Origin of the sequence: Domibacillus indicus (genome assembly GCF_023715895.1) — a bacterium.
GTDB classification, from domain to species: Bacteria; Bacillota; Bacilli; order Bacillales; family Domibacillaceae; genus Domibacillus; species Domibacillus indicus_A.
Genome location: NZ_JAMBOO010000017.1, coordinates 17,635 through 34,721 on the forward strand (window position 1 = coordinate 17,635; position 17,087 = coordinate 34,721).

At 38.1% G+C, this 17,087-nt stretch carries 14 protein-coding genes; 8 read left to right on the plus strand and 6 right to left on the minus strand.

What is annotated here, in order from left to right; all coding sequences use genetic code 11:
- Position 1: 1 nt before the first annotated feature.
- Entirely contained in the window at positions 2–1,765 is a 1,764-nt protein-coding gene (locus M3221_RS18285; RefSeq protein WP_251273162.1) for a sigma-54-dependent Fis family transcriptional regulator, read from the minus strand.
- Positions 1,766–2,006: 241 nt separating this feature from the next.
- Between M3221_RS18285 and fdhA the strand changes: the two genes are divergently transcribed.
- Positions 2,007–3,221, plus strand: a complete 1,215-nt coding sequence (gene fdhA / locus M3221_RS18290; protein ID WP_251273163.1) for a formaldehyde dehydrogenase, glutathione-independent — start codon at positions 2,007–2,009, stop codon at positions 3,219–3,221.
- 12 nt (positions 3,222–3,233) lie between these two features.
- On the plus strand, positions 3,234–3,989 hold the full coding sequence (locus tag M3221_RS18295; protein WP_251273164.1) for an MIP/aquaporin family protein: 756 nt from the start codon (positions 3,234–3,236) through the stop codon (positions 3,987–3,989).
- Between the two features lie 138 nt (positions 3,990–4,127).
- Here the strand turns inward: M3221_RS18295 and M3221_RS18300 are convergent, their stop codons facing one another.
- Together M3221_RS18300 and M3221_RS18305 are read right to left on the minus strand one after the other, a co-directional pair.
- Positions 4,128–5,795: a GDSL-type esterase/lipase family protein gene (locus tag M3221_RS18300; protein ID WP_251273165.1), complete on the minus strand. Its 1,668-nt coding sequence runs from the start codon at positions 5,793–5,795 to the stop codon at positions 4,128–4,130.
- A 522-nt stretch (positions 5,796–6,317) separates the two neighbouring features.
- A complete protein-coding gene (locus tag M3221_RS18305) occupies positions 6,318–7,088 on the minus strand; it encodes a thermonuclease family protein (RefSeq protein ID WP_251273166.1) in 771 nt (256 codons plus the stop codon).
- Positions 7,089–7,667: 579 nt separating this feature from the next.
- Here M3221_RS18305 and M3221_RS18310 point away from each other — a divergent pair.
- Together M3221_RS18310 and M3221_RS18315 are read left to right on the plus strand one after the other, a co-directional pair.
- Positions 7,668–8,144 carry an excalibur calcium-binding domain-containing protein gene (locus M3221_RS18310; RefSeq protein ID WP_251273167.1) on the plus strand — a complete coding sequence of 159 codons (477 nt, stop codon included), beginning with the start codon at positions 7,668–7,670 and terminating at the stop codon, positions 8,142–8,144.
- A gap of 76 nt (positions 8,145–8,220) precedes the next feature.
- A complete protein-coding gene (locus M3221_RS18315; protein ID WP_251273168.1) occupies positions 8,221–8,853 on the plus strand; it encodes a class D sortase in 633 nt (210 codons plus the stop codon).
- A gap of 133 nt (positions 8,854–8,986) precedes the next feature.
- Here the strand turns inward: M3221_RS18315 and M3221_RS18320 are convergent, their stop codons facing one another.
- Positions 8,987–10,528 carry an SNIPE associated domain-containing protein gene (locus M3221_RS18320; RefSeq protein ID WP_251273169.1) on the minus strand — a complete coding sequence of 514 codons (1,542 nt, stop codon included), beginning with the start codon at positions 10,526–10,528 and terminating at the stop codon, positions 8,987–8,989.
- Between the two features lie 516 nt (positions 10,529–11,044).
- On the opposite strand from M3221_RS18320, the gene M3221_RS18325 reads away from it, so the two are divergent.
- Positions 11,045–11,467 carry a DUF6884 domain-containing protein gene (locus M3221_RS18325; RefSeq protein ID WP_251273170.1) on the plus strand — a complete coding sequence of 141 codons (423 nt, stop codon included), beginning with the start codon at positions 11,045–11,047 and terminating at the stop codon, positions 11,465–11,467.
- A 27-nt stretch (positions 11,468–11,494) separates the two neighbouring features.
- The gene (locus M3221_RS18330; RefSeq protein WP_251273171.1) at positions 11,495–12,865 is read left to right on the plus strand and encodes an HI_0552 family protein; all 1,371 of its coding nucleotides are present in this window, start codon (positions 11,495–11,497) and stop codon (positions 12,863–12,865) included.
- Between the two features lie 119 nt (positions 12,866–12,984).
- On the opposite strand, the gene M3221_RS18335 is transcribed toward M3221_RS18330, so the two are convergent.
- Positions 12,985–13,719: a hypothetical protein gene (locus M3221_RS18335; protein WP_251273172.1), complete on the minus strand. Its 735-nt coding sequence runs from the start codon at positions 13,717–13,719 to the stop codon at positions 12,985–12,987.
- Between the two features lie 243 nt (positions 13,720–13,962).
- Between M3221_RS18335 and M3221_RS18340 the strand changes: the two genes are divergently transcribed.
- Positions 13,963–15,810, plus strand: a complete 1,848-nt coding sequence (locus tag M3221_RS18340; RefSeq protein ID WP_251273173.1) for a DUF2075 domain-containing protein — start codon at positions 13,963–13,965, stop codon at positions 15,808–15,810.
- A 344-nt stretch (positions 15,811–16,154) separates the two neighbouring features.
- A complete protein-coding gene (locus M3221_RS18345; RefSeq protein ID WP_251273174.1) occupies positions 16,155–16,493 on the plus strand; it encodes a nucleotide pyrophosphohydrolase in 339 nt (112 codons plus the stop codon).
- Between the two features lie 328 nt (positions 16,494–16,821).
- Here M3221_RS18345 and M3221_RS18350 read toward each other — a convergent pair whose 3' ends face one another.
- Positions 16,822–16,980: a zinc-ribbon domain-containing protein gene (locus M3221_RS18350; RefSeq protein ID WP_251273175.1), complete on the minus strand. Its 159-nt coding sequence runs from the start codon at positions 16,978–16,980 to the stop codon at positions 16,822–16,824.
- Between the last annotated feature and the right edge of the window lie 107 nt (positions 16,981–17,087).

The window sequence follows — 17,087 nt, forward strand, 5'->3', positions numbered from 1 at the left end:
TTCACAACTCATACTTCTTCATTTTAAGATACAGTGTATTGCGACTAATCTTCAATATCCTCGCAGCTTTGCTTATATTCCATCCAGCAGATGTTAGTGCTTGAGTGATGGCCTCTTTTTCCGTCTGCCTGAGTGAAGACAGTTTTTTTTCTACAATTGCTAATTGCTGAGTTTGTTGTTCATACACATCTTCAAAGTGTAAATCATCCGCCTTAATCTCGTTTCCTACGGCCAAAAAGGAGGCTTGGATAAGGACACTTTTAAGTTCTCTGATGTTTCCTGGCCAATGATAGGCGAGGATTTTTTGCTTTGCTTCCTCCGATAACGAGACTGGTGAATGGTCTAATGTATTAATGAAATGCTCGGTTAATTCAAGGATGTCGGTTCTGTCTTTCAGCGGCGGGAGGGTAATGAAAATCCCTTTAAGCCGGTAGTATAAGTCCTCTCGAAAGCGTCCTGCTTTAATTTCTTCACGTAAGTTTTTGTTTGTAGCCGCGATAACCCTTGTGTTGATCGGGATGACTTTCACACCGCCGACTCGTGTAACAATACTTTCTTGTAAGACACGGAGTAAAGCTGCTTGGGCCTTTAAGGACATATCGCCAATTTCGTCGAGAAAGATGGTTCCGCCGTTTGCTGCTTCAAATTTGCCCGGAGATCCTTTGTGATTCGCCCCTGTAAATGCCCCCTTTTCGTAGCCAAATAATTCACTTTCGATAAGATTTTCTGGGATCGCGCTACAATTCACAGCGACAAATGGTTTCCCGAATCGTGAGCCATGGCTATGTAATGATTGTGCAATAAGTTCCTTTCCTGTTCCACTTTTCCCGTAAATAATGACAGGGTAATCAAAAAAAGCCGCCTTTGTTATCATGTTTCGAACCTTTTCTATTTTGGGACAAGAGCCAATGATATCTGAGGTGCTGTATAGTTTTTTTGCCGTCTCGTCCTTCTTGTTTGCTTCGTTTAAAGAAACAACGGAGCTGTAAACTTTTTGTGATTGATCAGAGATGATTTCAACCGAGTAACCTTTTCCGACATGAAACTCATCCCCGATGCAATCTTCCCCTAAAATAAAACGGGCTTTTTGATTGGCACGAATAATCGTATTTTCACGGTCAAGGGTAAGAAGCGGAACGGTTGATAAGTTTGATGTTAGCTCAAGTTCTTTTAATGCTAACACCTTTTCTTGCTTAGTCTGGTCAAGAAGCAGCCGGGTCTGTAAACTTTCGGCCATCATCGTTGTTAAGGAAATCGTAAAAAGGTGATACATCTCTTTTTTTGCACTAATATTAACCGCACCTATTAACTCTCCAGTTGGAGAATAAATGGGACTTGCTGCACAGGTAAGAAAGTGATTTTTCACGTAGAAATGGTGCTCAGCGTGCGTAATGATTGGTTTCTTTTCGTAGATGGCGAGTCCCATCGCATTGGTGCCTTTTCTTTTTTCAGACCAATTGGAACCAACTGGCAAATAATCAATCGTCTCATTATTATCCAGATGGCCTACTTTGTGAATAATGGTTCCATTCCGATCAACAATCACTGTGACGAGTCCTTGGGAGTGAATGGCAGGATAAAGGTTTTCTAAAATTAATGTTGCGTGCCGAATCATCGACTGATTTTCAGTTAATACCTCTTGTAAGGCACTACCGGTTAAAATCGAGTCATCCATAGGGTCGGAGGGTGAAAGTCCAAAATTTTGACAACGTTTCCAAGAACGGTTGATTATATCAACCCGCTCGACAAGGTTCTCCTGTGGCATTTGCTTGTCCCCCTTTAAATAGTAACGTTTACTTTAAATTTATTATACTATTTGGATAAATATTTCCAAGTTCAAATGAACAACTGTCCTAAAATAGGACAGGGTTGTTGTTCAGAAAATAAGCAGGTTTAATAATCACTCATCATAAAAAGGGGCTTTAAACAAAAACTTGGATCATGGCGCGATTCTTGCAAGATATAAAGTGAACTGCCTGACATTTATCTTAAGGGGGAATTGCAAAATGAGTGGAAACAAAGCAGTCGCGTATGTGAAGCCAGGCAAGGTGGAAATACAGGACATAGGTTATCCCGATTTAGTGTTAAGAGACGGCCCAGGTGTTAATCCACTGAATGTTGGTCGTAAATGTAACCATGGTGTGATTTTAAAGGTTGTCACAACGAACATTTGTGGAAGCGATCAGCATATGGTGCGCGGAAGAACGACTGCTCCAACTGGACTTGTTCTTGGACATGAAATTACAGGTGAAGTCATTGAAGTTGGAAGCGATGTTGAGTTCATTAAAAAAGGCGATCTCGTATCTGTTCCATTTAATATTGCTTGTGGGCGCTGTCGTAGTTGTAAAGAGCGTGACACTCATATTTGTGAAAATGTAAATCCTGATCGTCCAGGTTCAGCGTATGGCTATGTTGATATGGGCGGATGGGTCGGAGGTCAGTCTGAATATGTTATGGTTCCGTATGCTGATTTCCAGTTATTAAAATTCCCAGATAAAGATCAGGCAATGGAAAAAATAAAAGATTTAACAATGCTCTCAGATATTTTTCCAACAGGTTATCACGGTGCAGTCAGTGCAGGGGTCAAACCAGGCTCGACGGTTTATATTGCTGGAGCAGGTCCAGTTGGGTTAGCAGCAGCGCACTCAGCTCAATTACTCGGTGCGGCTGTTGTCATTGTCGGTGACCTGAACGGGGATCGGCTTCAACAAGCAAAAAGCTTTGGATGTGAAACCGTAAACCTTCGTGAACATCCGGATCTTGGTGAGCAAATCGAACAAATTTTAGGGGTTCCTGAAGTCGACTGCGCCGTTGACTGCGTGGGATTTGAAGCGTCAGGACATGGAGCAAATGCAGGGGAAGCGCCGGCAACCGTACTTAATTCAATTATGACCGTAACACGTGCTGGCGGGAAACTTGGTATTCCAGGGCTTTATGTAACAGGGGATCCTGGTGGAATTGATGAAGATGCACGAATCGGGACATTAAAGGTGCGTCTTGGCCTTGGTTGGGCAAAAGCACATACCTTTGTAACTGGGCAAACACCTGTGATGAAATACCACCGTGACTTAATGGCAGCGATTTTAAGTGGAAGAGCACAAATTGCGAAAGCCGTAAATGCAACCGTTATTTCTTTAGAAGATGCGCCAAGAGGGTACCAAGAGTTTGATCAAGGTGCAGCGAGAAAGTATGTCATTGACCCTCACGGACTTGTAAAATAAAGGAGGTCTGTCATGGAACCCCCAGTTCTGTTCAAACGATGTGTGGCTGAAGGTATCGGAACTGCTTTACTCGTACTCATTGGTGCTGGAACTGCGGCGTTTAATGGGGTCATTACAACAAGTAATAATGCGGCGACGACGCTTGCGGATATCGGCGTAATAAGTGTTGCCTTTGCGATTGTCGTCATGGCGATGATTTTTACAATCGGAAAAATCTCCGGCTGCCATATTAATCCTGCCGTTACAATTGGTTTAGCAGCCACTGGTCACTTTGCCTGGAAAGAAGTTCCCGCATACCTCATTGCTCAGTGCGTTGGCGGTATCATCGGTGCAATGGCGATTGTTGCTGTTCTTGGAATGGACGGTCTTCACCTTGGAGGGTTAGGTGCAACATCACTTGGTCCAAGTACGGGCTATGTACAGGGGATGGTTGTGGAAGCGATCGCAGCATTTGTACTTATGTTTGTGATTATGGGGATTGCTGTTGATTCGGACGCCCCGGGAAATTGGGCAGGGCTTGTGATTGGATTGACGGTAGGGGGACTGATCATGTTAACAGCTGGGGCAACTGGCGCTTCGTTTAACCCCGCTCGGACATTTGGCCCCTATGTGATAAATAGCTTAGCAGGTGGCAATATCAGCTGGGCACAGTTTCCAGTTTATGTGATTGGACCGATTATCGGTGCGATAGGGGGAGCCGTTGCTTATAAAGGGTTAACAACAAAGCAGCAGGTGGCCGGGTCTGCCCCCCGCTCTGTTAAAGTGTGAAGCGTTAAAGTGTTTGAGAAGTACGGGACGGTTCGATACCTCCAATTAACCAATTTTAGTTAAGGGCAAAATTTCAAGTTCAAAACTTAAATCTAATGAATTCTAACACTGAAGGGGGAAAACCTTTGCGGTTTTCTCCTATTCAACAATTTTAAAATCAGTTGATTTCCCTAGAGGGTGCGCAACTCGATAAACTCCTGCTGTAAGAGGCTGCTTAAATGAACGTGCATCAAGAGAGATACCTGCTGTAGCAGTTGTATTAGGCATTAAAGTTTCGACGATACCAGGAAAAGCTAATTCATCACTGTACTCCACTGTAACCCATTGATTATCTAGCTTTTTTTGAAGAAAGCTCGGCGGCGAATAAGAGTATGATTTACTATCCATATTCGATATAGTGATTTTAATACTCTTATCGGTGGACAGATCATAAATATCTTTATCTACCTTAATTGAGACATTAAGTTCATCTGATGGATTGCTATTGATTTTGTCCGAAAGTTTGTTCTTTACGTGCTCGGCAATGATGTCATTTGCTTTTGGAGTCATATGGATTCCTGTCTTATCATCAAGCAGGCCACTGCTGCCAAGCAAATAATCAGTTGCACCGCCAGCTTTTTCAACGAGGATATTATGAACATCTACAAGTGGAACACCCTGATCCTTGGCAACTTGACGGATGATATCGTTATAGCTGTTAATCCAGTTGCGTAAGCCATCTTTATCAGTGTATAAAGGTGCAATGTTCTTGTTTTTGGTTACAATCTGGGAATTGTAGTAAATTCCTTCGATAACCGGAGGATTCGTCATTAGGACTACTTCAATGTCTCTTGCTTTAAGCTGGAAAACCATGCTGGTAAGATTCTGTTTAAAAATCACTTTGCTTACCTGCGGCTGGCCATTATCAAGTAACAAGGCGTCATTAATCCCAAACATAATTGTTACGGCCTTAGGATTTACATCAAGCACTTTCTCTTTAAAACGTACTGCCCCTTGTTCTGTGGTGTTTCCTCTCACCCCTGCATTATATATAGTAGAATTTATTCCCTCGCCGTAAACAGCCGCTACCTGGTCCGTCCACTTATTTCCTAGAGACTCTGGAAACTGTTTTTCAAAATAGAATCCTTCTGTATTGCTGTCGCCAAATGCAACAAAACCATGCTTTTCTTCGGCTGGGAGCGGTGAGTATGGTGGCAGCAGGCTAATTCTATACATCAGTAAAGCCAACTGTCCTCTTGTTAAAGGATCGTTTGTGCCAAACTTCGTATCATTGATTCCCAGGATAACACCTTTATTGACTAATGCCTGTACAGCTCTTTCGTATCGAGGCGAAATGTCTGTAAATGAAGTTGTTCCATCGGCATCCGGAAGTTGATAGCCAAAGGCTCTGTAAAGCATGATCGCCGCCTCGCCCCGTGTAATATTGTCTCCGGCCCCAAAGTATGTATCTGTTTTGCCGTTCATAATGCCGTTATATTTAAGGAACGAAACAATGTTAACTGCACGAGGTGGGAGATCTCTGAATCCGGATTTAGGAATGTTTGGATTGCTTTGATCAACGTTTAAATACTTTCCAAGGATTACAGCCGCATTCACTCGTGTGATTGGATCTCTTACGCCGAATTTTGTAGCGCTAATACCTTTAGTAATTCCATTGTCGTAGAGAAACTCTACAGCTTTTGAGTATTCCGTTCCGTTTACATCAGTAAATGGTGTGGGATCTTCTGCAAACGCGGGTGAGATTGAAGAGGAAAATATGGTTCCGGCAAGTAACGTGGCAGCTAAAATGTTCAATGGCTTTTTCATGGTTGTTTTCTCCTGTTATGTAATTTGCTAGTATCTATTATAACAGAATAAACTTACGGGTAGTTCCTCTACATTTAGAAGTTAAAGCGGAAAAATTTTGAATTAGATTTTAAATGCAATGCTGAAATTAAATCAGAATCAAACTGTAAGTTAAAAGTAGCTTTGCCGGCAATTTAGGAAGAAGAGTAGAAATAGACTCTTATTTTTAATGATTTACCAAATAAGCTGAAACTTTTCTTGCTTTACTCTCTGTATTTTCTTAATGCCTGGTAGGTATGATCATTTCCTATCCGAAATTATTTTTTGAAAAAACTATACAATTTTTGAATCGGAAGGTAAATGAAACTGTTATAGCGTAAGGTGAATCAATTGAAGAGCTGATAAAGGGAGGTTGAGAGAAACGAGAGTATTAAGGAAAAAGCCAGAGCAATTAAAGAGCAGTAGCTAAAACGTAAACAATAAGAAAAGCCATATCAGTGCAGTAACTGATATGGCTTTTCTTTATAAATCAATATTTCTTTCTTATCTTTCACAAGCCCATCCGTCTTTATCGCGATCATGCTTAGCATCATAGGCAGGGTGGCCTTTCTTAACACCATTTGGGTACTTCTTGCGAAGCTCTGTGCAGTTCTTAAATGTTTCTTTCTTTGGAGCCGGAGCTGGTTTTGGAGCTGGCTTCGGTGCAGGAGCTGGTGTTGGTTTTGGAGCCGGCTTAACAGGAGCCGGGGCTGGTTTTGGCGCGCATCCGCCTTTAATTGCATTTGAATTTGACCAGATTCCTTTTTTGGCTGATTTCGCTTTGGTTTCACTTTCCTGCAGTTTCTTTAGGTATTTTGTGTTTGGTTCAAAAACAGCAATTCTGGCTAATCCATTTTGAATCAGCAGCTCATTAAACATGGTTTCATTCACATAGACGTAAGCAAGAAGGCGGCCATATTGATCCCGAGTATCTTTATCAAGCTCAATGCTGACTGTCTTCGTTTTATCAAGTAAGTATTTCTTTGTATAAGCAGCTGCTTCTGGACCATACAGTTGAACGCATTTATTTGGATCTTTCGTTTCTGGTGTATCAATCAAGATCATGCGGACTGTTTCTGTTCTTCCTTTGTATACAACTTTGACTGTATCGCCGTCGACCACTTCTTTAACAGTCACTTTAGCTGCTGTTTTTGGCAATGCAGCTTCAGCTGTTTGAATGGATTGATCTGCGGCAAATGGCACGTAAGAACCAGCGACTAGTGATAAAGAGAGAAGAGAGGCAGTAAGCGGTTTGAAAAACTTAGATTTAAACATGTTTTTTGCTCCTTAAAAAGTTATATAATCCAGAGTCAGGGGCGACATGATGAGTATTGAGGTTCTCATTTAAGTAATAAAAAGCGTACAAAAACAAGATATGTTTGGATTTGGTAAAGAAAGGACCTTCTGTATTTTCCTATAAAAACAAGTAAAATTCTATAACTTTAGTTCGACAAATCACGACAAAAGAAGTGAACAGCAATCTTATCTACATTTTTATGTAAATTCAACAGGTAGTTGAGAGGTGGATAACAATCAGTTTTTTAGAAAAAAGGACGATTCTTTAAACAAAAAAATATTAAAAAGTAATAAAAAAATGAAAATAAAGATTATAAAGGCAAAAATCGGGTAACCCAATAAAGAATATGAATCATCTATTATCTCAATTAGTTGAAGGCTTTTTTTGCGTGAAATGTTATTTTCATAATCTTTATGGTTCATTGCTAAAAAGATAGTATATCGAAACTTAAAAATTGTTGAGTTTAAAAAATGAAGGTTTTAATGCATCACTACATAATTGACACTTTACTTATCGGTAGTAATGTTTCAAAAAATATAGTGAAAAGAGGGCGAAAGATGAAGAAATGGTTCTCAGGATTTGCAGTGGTTTCATTTTTATTAATGGCGTTTGCAAGCGGTTCCTTAGCGGCACCTGCGGATGACAGAGATTGTCCACAGTTTTCAAGCAATCAGGAAGTTATGCAATTTTGGTATGACAATGGATACAGCGCTTCTAATGATCCGCATGATTTAGACCGTGACAATGACGGAGCCCCTTGTGAAGTGAGTTCATCAGAGTACAACGACTTTGTTGCTTCCCAGGAAAGCAATGACTCTACATCTAACAGCAATGATTCTACATCAGAAAACACGGATTCATCATCTGATAGTACTTCTGAGGATCAGAGCAATGCTAACACTCAACAATCAAATGCAGCAGGTGAAAAAATGCCTGATACGGCTACCAATGATGTCGGGATGATAGGAATGGCCGCTGTTATGGCTGCAGCTGGCGGAGCCCTTCTTATCCGCCGCAAAAAAGTGAAAGAGTAACAAGAGCGACAGGGCAACCTGTCGTTTTTTATAGGTGGTAAAAAGATAATTACATACGGTCAACGGAGGTGTTATTTTGAGAAAAACAATAGGCATTTTCTTGTTGATAGCTGGATTGGTTCTCGGGGTCTCTAATTTTGTAAGCTGGCAGGAAGGCCGTTCATCAGCTGAAAATATGACAACAGAAGAAGTAGCCCACTATAACCGGATTAAAAATACTTCTGAGAAAACAACGGACGACCGAAAAGTTACACCTTCTCCACAGTCGACGAGTAAAGAAAAGGTTACGATAAACAATCAGCATATACTAGGTGAAAAAGTAGGTATGCTTGTAATTCCAAAAATCCAACAAAAATATCAGATATTTTGGGGAACCGATGAAAAGGTGCTGAAAAAGGGAGTAGGGATGTTTGACAGCAAAAGAACGACACCTCCCGGGGAAAAACATACAGTGTTAAGCGGTCATAGAGATACAGTTTTTGTTCGATTAGGTGAATTGGAAATAGGTGATTCTTTGGTGGTGGAATATGACAACCAAACCTATCATTATATTATTCAAAAGATATGGATTACAAACAAAGAAGACCGCTCGGTAATAGTGGATAAAGAAGAACCTACATTAACGCTCACGACATGTTATCCTTTTTCCTATGTAGGGAATGCCCCCGACCGGTATATCATTCAAGCAGTTCTATCAAAACCAGCCTGATAAAACAAGCAAGCCGCAGAATAAATTTGCTTGCAATATCCACAGAGAAAAAGAAAGACCCTATCAGTCAAGGAACTGATAGGGCTTTCTGTGTTGTAAGTAGAAATCTTTCTATGTTGTATCGAATAATGAATTAAGCTAATTGCAACATTTCTTTTTCCATCTGTACAGATTGTCTGTAATCTTCTGCGATGGCTAACTTGGTAAATTCAACAGTTTTATTATAATTTTTCGTAACTACCTGTTCAATTTCCTGTAATGTAACTCTGAAGAACTCTTTTCGATCATTCACTTTATTTACTTTGTTTTTTGCAAAGGATTTATGAAGAGCATTTTCTAGAGCAGGAGCATCTTCACAAAAAATCATTGCGTGGACATCAAATGTAAAAGGAACAGAAGCATCACCAAGTTCTTTGACTCGATCCATTGGCTCAAGACGTCTGGTCATACCGATTTTATAAACATTCTCTCCAAAAGAACCGATGTTGGATATGATATATACATACCCAGCGCGAGTATTTTGGACACGGAACAGAACGTCCTCTTTATTTCTCTTAGTATCTGCAAGTTGAGCTTCAAGCTCTCTTAGTTTAGCCAGCAGCTTTTCTTTTTCTGCGTCATTAGAATTAGCAAGCTGCATATTCATTTTTTCGATCGCTTGCTCAAAATGTTTCTCTTCTTTTTCGACTTTCTCTTTTGCTTTTTCAAGCTCCTTGAGTGCTTTTGCTTCTTCACGCATTTGTTCTTTAATCGCCTGTTGTTCTTCTTTTTCTTCCTGTTTCTTCTGCTCGAATTCGTATTTTAAATCCAACTCTTTTAGTTTAAGTTCACAATAGTGTTTGGTAATGGAAACACTCTGCATATCAGTAAGCTTATTTAATTCTGTATAGACTTTCATTAAACGTTTCTCACTTGCTTCAACGTTACTGAATTTCACCTTACTAATAATATTGTCACATTCGTTGTTAAACGCTCTTAACGTTAATTTGATTGTATCTAAGATAAACTCCCGGCCTTTTTTCTTGTCATTACCGATTGTCCAATCTAAGGAGTGGTGGGTAGCTGCACGGTCCTTTACAAGTTGTTTTTGTTCAGAACGGATTTTATCCAATTTCTTCTGGTACATTTCTGAGGTTTCAAAACCATATTTAGGTTCATAGAAACCGAAAGACTGCATCTGTAATTCTTCCTCTACGTCGACTAGTTTTTGTTGCAAAGAGGAGATATTTTCTGCTAGTTCTTGTTTTTTGCTATGCAAATTATCGATATCATTCGTTACTTTTTCTTTTTTGCTTTGTATTTCTGAGAAGGAATTAATTTCACTTAATTGAGTCAATAGAACTGTCTTTTGATTCTCTAACTGGTCTATTTTTTTCTTGAGTTGTGTCTTTGTAACTGAAAGATCATGAAGAGGAGCAAATTCATCCAGCTCTTTCAGTATCAATGTTTTTTTGTCTGAAAGCATTTGGTATTCGTGTTTTAGGCTTGTTAGCTTATCTTGAACCTCTTTTAATTCTGCAAATCCACTATTTTCCCAATCAACTTGAGCTTTTTTCATTTCACTACGACGCTGAATAATGAGAACAATTGCAATGATAACAGGGACAACTAAAAACCAGAGTGCTGAGAGAAGGGAAATGAACCAGACAGAATGCTGCCATTTCTCTTTATACATAAAAAACCTCCATTTTATTTACAAGTTCACAGGACAAGAAATGATATATAGTTTAAATTTAACAATATCCACCATACCATAACATTTAGTAGACATTATTCTTAATTTGTTACAAAATAATGGATTTTTCTATAGTTTTTTTATCTGTAAAATACCACAAATGATGTTGTGCATTTCTTTTTTGCTAATAATGTAATCGAATTAGGAAGATTTTTCTCTTCATATAAAAATGCATAATGAGATCGATAAAGTAATATCAGAACCCTGAACAAGCCGTTAAAAATGTATATCGTGTTTTAATGTCTAGAGGCAGAGTGAGCTTGATTGTATATATACCTAAGCAAGCTAGAAACATGGAAACTATTGCACTTCTTCGCGCTACAGGCATGGATTTTATATAAAGCGAATTGAGGCATGTTTATTTAACCAGATTGGGAGTAATAGTTAAAGGATGCTACTCTTTTTTGTATAAACATATTTGGTTTTTGAGGATATGAATCACGAGGAGAATATAAAATGAAAATTGCGCTAGTAAGCTGCACAAAACTAAAAGCTAGTTATCCGTGCACCGCAAGAGAGATGTACCAGGAATCTACTTTGTTTAAGAAGGCGGTTAATTTTATTGAGCAGCAAGGCTATGATGATTGGTATGTGTTGTCTGCAAAGTATGGACTCTTAAGACAAAAAGATTTGATTGAGCCATCCGACTTAACCCTGAACACCATGAAGGTATCAGAAAGAAGAAAATGGTCCGAGATGGTGATTAAACAACTAGAAGATTTACAATTGGATATAACAAATGTTGACTTCTATGCAGGGGCTAAATATAGAGAATATTTAATACCTACTCTTACAAAAAAGGGGCTTACATGTAATGTACCTCTTGAAGGAAAAGCGATAGGTGAACAGTTAAGCTATTATACAACCCACACCAGGTAACACTATAGATAATGAGGTGCTGCACAGATGCCTATACCTAAAAATATTAACCAAGAACATATAATCCAGGCAATACAAAAAATCAGTAAAGAGGGAGTGCCAGAAAAGAGAGGATCAACAAGGTTCAGTATTTTATATGAAGGAAAGCATTATCCTCCTAAATATGTTATTTCAATTGCAAATATCTTCGCAAATGGTGAAGAACTTTCATCTTCAAAGTTTAGCGGCGGAGAAGAAACAAATAAATTTCTTAGTAAACTAGGCTTTAACATAGTTGAAACTACAATAAATAAAGCAGAAACTCGTTTTGAGTATAGTGAAATGAATAAAGAAGTCAATCCTCATGCTATTATTCAAAGAAAAGCCGATGAAAGTCTTTTCGAGGTGTTTGACAAGGAGCTTTACGATACTAGCAGGATGATTCAAAAAGAATTCGAAAAAGAAAAGCACAAAGAAGCCTGGAATCAATGGAGGGATATAATAAAAAAAGTTATTGAGGAAGTTGCTTATGATTTTGATGTAATCCCTCATAGGTGGATTATTGGCCAACGTCTTTTGCAGTATTTTTGGTTTGAAATAAAACATAAAGATAGACGAAATTCTGCATCATCAATTTCTTTTTCAGTAAATCAGGAGCAATTAAAAGTATATCTTGAATGGAACAGGCAGCAGAGTGAGAGGTCAGTAAATAATTTAGAAGAGCATAATCAATGGATTAATTTCATAACTAGTTGGGTGAACGGTTACCACATTGACTTAAATAAATTTAGTTTTTGGGTAGTCAACAATAACCCTGAGCCTATCACTTTAAATCAATTTATAAATGATTCTCGAATGGCAAGACTCAAGATTCAACAACAGCAACACAATGATATTTTTTCTTTTAGAGTAGGGGTTATTATTTCTAGAGAAGATTTTCTAAGGCTGAACAATTATGAATCTAAATTAATGGAATGGTTTATTCAACTTAAAGGAATTTATCCACATACAACTCGAAATTTATATAATGGTGAATTGGGAAAGGCAGTTTATGGAGATATTGAGGCTGAACTTTTAGAAGAAAACCTACATCGATTTGAAGGGAAAGTTAAACATTACTTTGGCAAAAGGTACGAACGCGACCCTATAAATCGCAAGCATGCTATTGAAATTCATGGTTTATCGTGTAAGGTATGTGGGTTTAATTTTGAAAAGGTTTACGGGGAGCGAGGCAAGGACTTTATCGAAGTACATCATGTAAAGGCGCTTAGCTCATTAGTAGAAGAAATGCTCATTGACCCTAGAAAAGACCTTGTACCTATCTGTGCTAACTGTCACAGGATGATACATAGACGAAAAGATGATGTGTTAACAATTGAGGAACTAACAACTTTATTAAAAGATAAGAACACCGATTAAGGAAAAATTTTGTCGGAAAATTCACAAGTAAAAGTGCAATTAAATTTTCCCAAACGTACGGAGTTAGCGAAACAATCCACTTTGCTATAGGTATTCGCAAAGTGGACTTTTTAAAAATGCTACTCTAAATGCTCGTCGATTTTCCCTTGTAAATATAACATTGCTACATTGTTAAAGTTTAAGGCAGCAGCTAGTATTTCAATTTGTTGAAAGGCAGATAACTCTTGGAATCGTTGAGCGTTTTTAAAAAAGTGCTGTAAAAATTTGCGTTTTTCACCTGTCAGTCTTTCTGCATTGTTTAGACCTGCTCTTTCGTACAAAAAATCCTTTACAGAGTTTTCTAATTTCAGACCCTCAATCCAATTTAAGGTTTCTTCTGTTGTGTAGTCATTTTTATATTCAGCTGGAACGGTTGGTTTGTATTGATAATTGGTGAAATCCTGATTTGTGAAACCGGTCTTTTCAAGAATTTCTATTGACGGTACATTGCTCAACAGGAGCTTATTTAAAATATACTGCTTATTAGCTTTGTTCGAGTCTCCTTTGTTATCAAGTCTTTTCAGGATCTTAAGATATTCCGAATTTTTGTCTGTAAAATCTTCTATTATACAGGGAGCTTTTTTAAACCCCATCTCTTTGATGAAAGAGTAACGATCGTAGCTCCCTACTAAATAATACTCATCTTTTTGAGGATGTTTTTCAACGGGTAGAAGTAAGTCAAAAGTGTTGAGGTAATCAAGACTCCTGTGCATCCTTTTTGAGAACGTTCCTGTAACTTTTGGGTTATATAGAGGTTTTATTTTGTCTATTGGTATTGTGATGATATTTATCTCGGTTCTCGTCTTTGTAAACATACAAGCACCCCCCTTACACCATGCATATGAGTATTGAAACTTGTCCTATTACAACAAGCATTTCGTATCTTAGTTAGATTGGTTAGAGAAGGATGCAGAATTTGCTCCTGTATAAGAACTTGCTCCTGTTATAAAAATAGGTGGTAATTTATCTTTTATAAGGAAGCTGTTTTTAAAGAGAGGAAAAAGGTTATAGAAATTTGAAAAACACAGCAAAATACTCCATAGAATAGGAGAGAAAAAATGATTATATATAATGAAACTTCATCAAACTTTTTAGATCATGTGTATGACAATAAAATTGGCTATGTGCTACAACAAAATGTGCTGTCTAAAATGAACAAGGTGGTTTCATCAAGCGAACTAAGATCCTGGGAAAATTCTCTTCCGCAGATGGCTAAAGTGTTACGTGAAGCTGATTTACAGAAGGATACTCATGTTTTACTTGAGTATAAGTTACCCTCTTCAGAAAAAAGAATTGATTTTCTAGTTACGGGCCAAGATGAGAAAGGAAATAAGAATGCCGTAATTATTGAGCTGAAACAGTGGCAGAAATCAAAGGTTGCTGAAGGGGATGGAATTGTTCGAACCTTTCTGGGCGGCCGGGAGCGGGAAACAGTTCATCCTGCGTATCAAGCTGCTTCTTATAAACGATACTTGCAAAACTTCAATGAATCCCTATACAGCAGTTCATCTATCCAACTTCATTCTTGTGCTTATTTACATAACTATATTGCAGCTAGGAATGAGGAGCCTTTGTTAGATGAACGGTATAAGGACTATATTAACGATTCTCCATTATATTTTCAGTTTGACGATAGAGAGTTGGCTCAAAAGATTGGCCAGTGTGTTGCACAAGGAAATGGGAGAGAAATTGCAGAAACGATTGAGAATGGAAAAATCCGACCATCTAAAAAGTTGGTGGAAACAGTCAGTTCACTTATTGAGGGAAATGAAGAGTTCATTCTACTAGATGAACAGAAGGTAGCATACGAAAAAGTAATCAGTAAATATAATGAATTTAAAAATCAAACAGATCAAAAACATGTCATTTTGATTAAAGGTGGGCCAGGGACAGGGAAATCCGTTATTGGCTTAAACTTAATGAGCTATATGTTAAAAAACAGGGCGTATGTGGAGTATATTACACCAAATCAAGCTTTCAGAGAGGTACTACGTAAAAAGTTAATTGGAACATCAGGACGTATGGAAGTAAGGGACTTGTTTAAAGGGTCTGCTTCCTATGTTGATGCACCTGAGAACTACTTTGATGTACTTATTTGTGATGAAGCTCATCGTTTAAAAGAACATGGTCATATGAAAAAGAAAATTGAGGGCGAAAATCAAGCTACCCAAATTATCAGGTCTTCAAAGATTAGTGTCTTTTTTATCGATGATTTTCAACAAATCTCTAGAAAAGATATTGGAAGCCTAGAGTTGTTGAAAAAGGAAGCAGAGAGATTTGGAGCAGAGGCCCATATCGTTGAATTAGAATCACAGTATCGCTGCGCCGGTTCCGGAAATTATATTGCATGGTTAGAGAGTATTTTTAACGAGAATGACCATTCTATTTCACTCGAAGGTGATTTTGAATTTAAGGTTGTCTCCAATCCTCATGAGTTGAAAGAAGAAATCGTGGATAAGCGTGGTGGCAGGCTTTTAGCTGGATATGCATGGGATTGGACAAAGAATACAAAAGGTGCAGAATTGCCAACTGACGTTGTTATAGAGGAGCATAACTTTGCCCTACCATGGAACGATCCAAATCGTATTGACTGGGCTATCCATCCAGACTGTGCTAGCCAAATAGGCTGCATTCACACTGTGCAAGGGCTTGAAATGAACTATGTCGGAGTTATTATTGGGAAAGACTTAGGCTATGATGAAGAAACAAAATCTCTCATTGTTCGAAGAGACGAGTTCAAAGATAAAGGAGCCAAGCCGGCTAAACCAAAAAAAGGTCAGCCTGACTCTCTTGAGAATCTTGTTCGTAATACTTACAAAACCCTAATGACAAGAGGAATGAAGGGTTGCTATGTTTATTGCAGTGATAAAGAGTTGGAAAAATATATACGGGAGCGCAGTAAATAGAAAAATTAAGTGATCTCGTATGTTAAAAAAGAATAAATGATTTATTCAAGCGTATCCTATTTTTCTGTAGTATTTGTATTAAGATAGTTCATTATAGGAAATCTTTAATAACAGCTTAATGATAATTGTAAGCTTCAATTTTCCGTTTTGGTACAGCTGCCTCACCTGTTGTTTGAATTTGGATATAAAAGTACCGTGTTCTCGCTTGCTTATCGTGCGGCGCTTTATTTGTTTTAGGTCAAGTGTACGTGACCTTAATGTTTTGCTCAGATAATTGTAAGCGTTCCAAAACAATGCTTTATGCAGTATTTCGGTTTGAAAAATCAATGAAATAGGGTGTATATATGAATGAGATTAAGGAACTAACAAATAAAGTGATTCAATTTAGAGATGATTGCAATTGGAAGCAATTTCACACCCCTAAAGATTTAGCGTTATCTCTTTCTCTTGAAGCAAGTGAGTTACTTGAAAATTTCCAATGGCAAAGTAGTCATGAAGCAGTAGCCGAAAAACATGAGAATATGAAAGAAGAACTTGCGGATGTATTAATGTATGCATTGCTATTTGCACATGAGGTAGGAATTGATGTTAAACAGGCGATTGAAGAGAAGCTCCAAAAGAACAATAAAAAATATCCTGTAGAGAAAGCATACGGAGTAAGTACGAAGTATACAGAGCTATAGGGGATAGTTTCGAAACATGAGGTTGCTATATTTCTTATCTAAAAGCAACCTCGTACACCCACATAGACAATAACGGTCAAATTTTACACCCTGTATTTCTGACATGACGCAGCCAAACTGTTGTTTCCCACTTATATTGACATCGATGACATTTCTACCGAACTTTTCTTTGACTTCCTACACTAATTTCTTCAAGAACAAGTACACCATTTTTCTCTGGAGGCCATTCAGATGACAAGTAAGGGTTGTTTATCGAGAGCCGGTTACAATCACATAGCCGAGGTTTACTGCCTTTTACTCTTGATTGCACACTCATGGGATAGACAAATCAACAATTTTCACAAACCCAGTAAACTTTTTTGTTGCTATTAACAGCTAATTGGTCGGCCGTTATGTTTTTGTTTAATTCTGTTGGTGCAAGCCATTTTGCAATGTCTGCACGTTTAATAGATAAGCGATTCTCATCTGTCAATTTGTTACTTCCCATTTCATTTCAATCCTTTATAGCTTCTTAATTGTAACAAAAAGAAACATTCTGTTTTCTTGGTGTATATTGGAGGTTATGGGTGAAGAAGAATGATTCAGTCATAAAAA

Coding starts and splice junctions, on each gene's coding strand:
- M3221_RS18285 (WP_251273162.1), bottom strand. CDS start 1,765: ATGCCACAGGAGAACCTTGTCGAGCGGGTTGATATAATCAACCGTTCT.
- fdhA (WP_251273163.1), top strand. CDS start 2,007: ATGAGTGGAAACAAAGCAGTCGCGTATGTGAAGCCAGGCAAGGTGGAA.
- M3221_RS18295 (WP_251273164.1), top strand. CDS start 3,234: ATGGAACCCCCAGTTCTGTTCAAACGATGTGTGGCTGAAGGTATCGGA.
- M3221_RS18300 (WP_251273165.1), bottom strand. CDS start 5,795: ATGAAAAAGCCATTGAACATTTTAGCTGCCACGTTACTTGCCGGAACC.
- M3221_RS18305 (WP_251273166.1), bottom strand. CDS start 7,088: ATGTTTAAATCTAAGTTTTTCAAACCGCTTACTGCCTCTCTTCTCTCT.
- M3221_RS18310 (WP_251273167.1), top strand. CDS start 7,668: ATGAAGAAATGGTTCTCAGGATTTGCAGTGGTTTCATTTTTATTAATG.
- M3221_RS18320 (WP_251273169.1), bottom strand. CDS start 10,528: ATGTATAAAGAGAAATGGCAGCATTCTGTCTGGTTCATTTCCCTTCTC.
- M3221_RS18325 (WP_251273170.1), top strand. CDS start 11,045: ATGAAAATTGCGCTAGTAAGCTGCACAAAACTAAAAGCTAGTTATCCG.
- M3221_RS18330 (WP_251273171.1), top strand. CDS start 11,495: ATGCCTATACCTAAAAATATTAACCAAGAACATATAATCCAGGCAATA.
- M3221_RS18335 (WP_251273172.1), bottom strand. CDS start 13,719: ATGTTTACAAAGACGAGAACCGAGATAAATATCATCACAATACCAATA.
- M3221_RS18340 (WP_251273173.1), top strand. CDS start 13,963: ATGATTATATATAATGAAACTTCATCAAACTTTTTAGATCATGTGTAT.
- M3221_RS18345 (WP_251273174.1), top strand. CDS start 16,155: ATGAATGAGATTAAGGAACTAACAAATAAAGTGATTCAATTTAGAGAT.
- M3221_RS18350 (WP_251273175.1), bottom strand. CDS start 16,980: ATGGGAAGTAACAAATTGACAGATGAGAATCGCTTATCTATTAAACGT.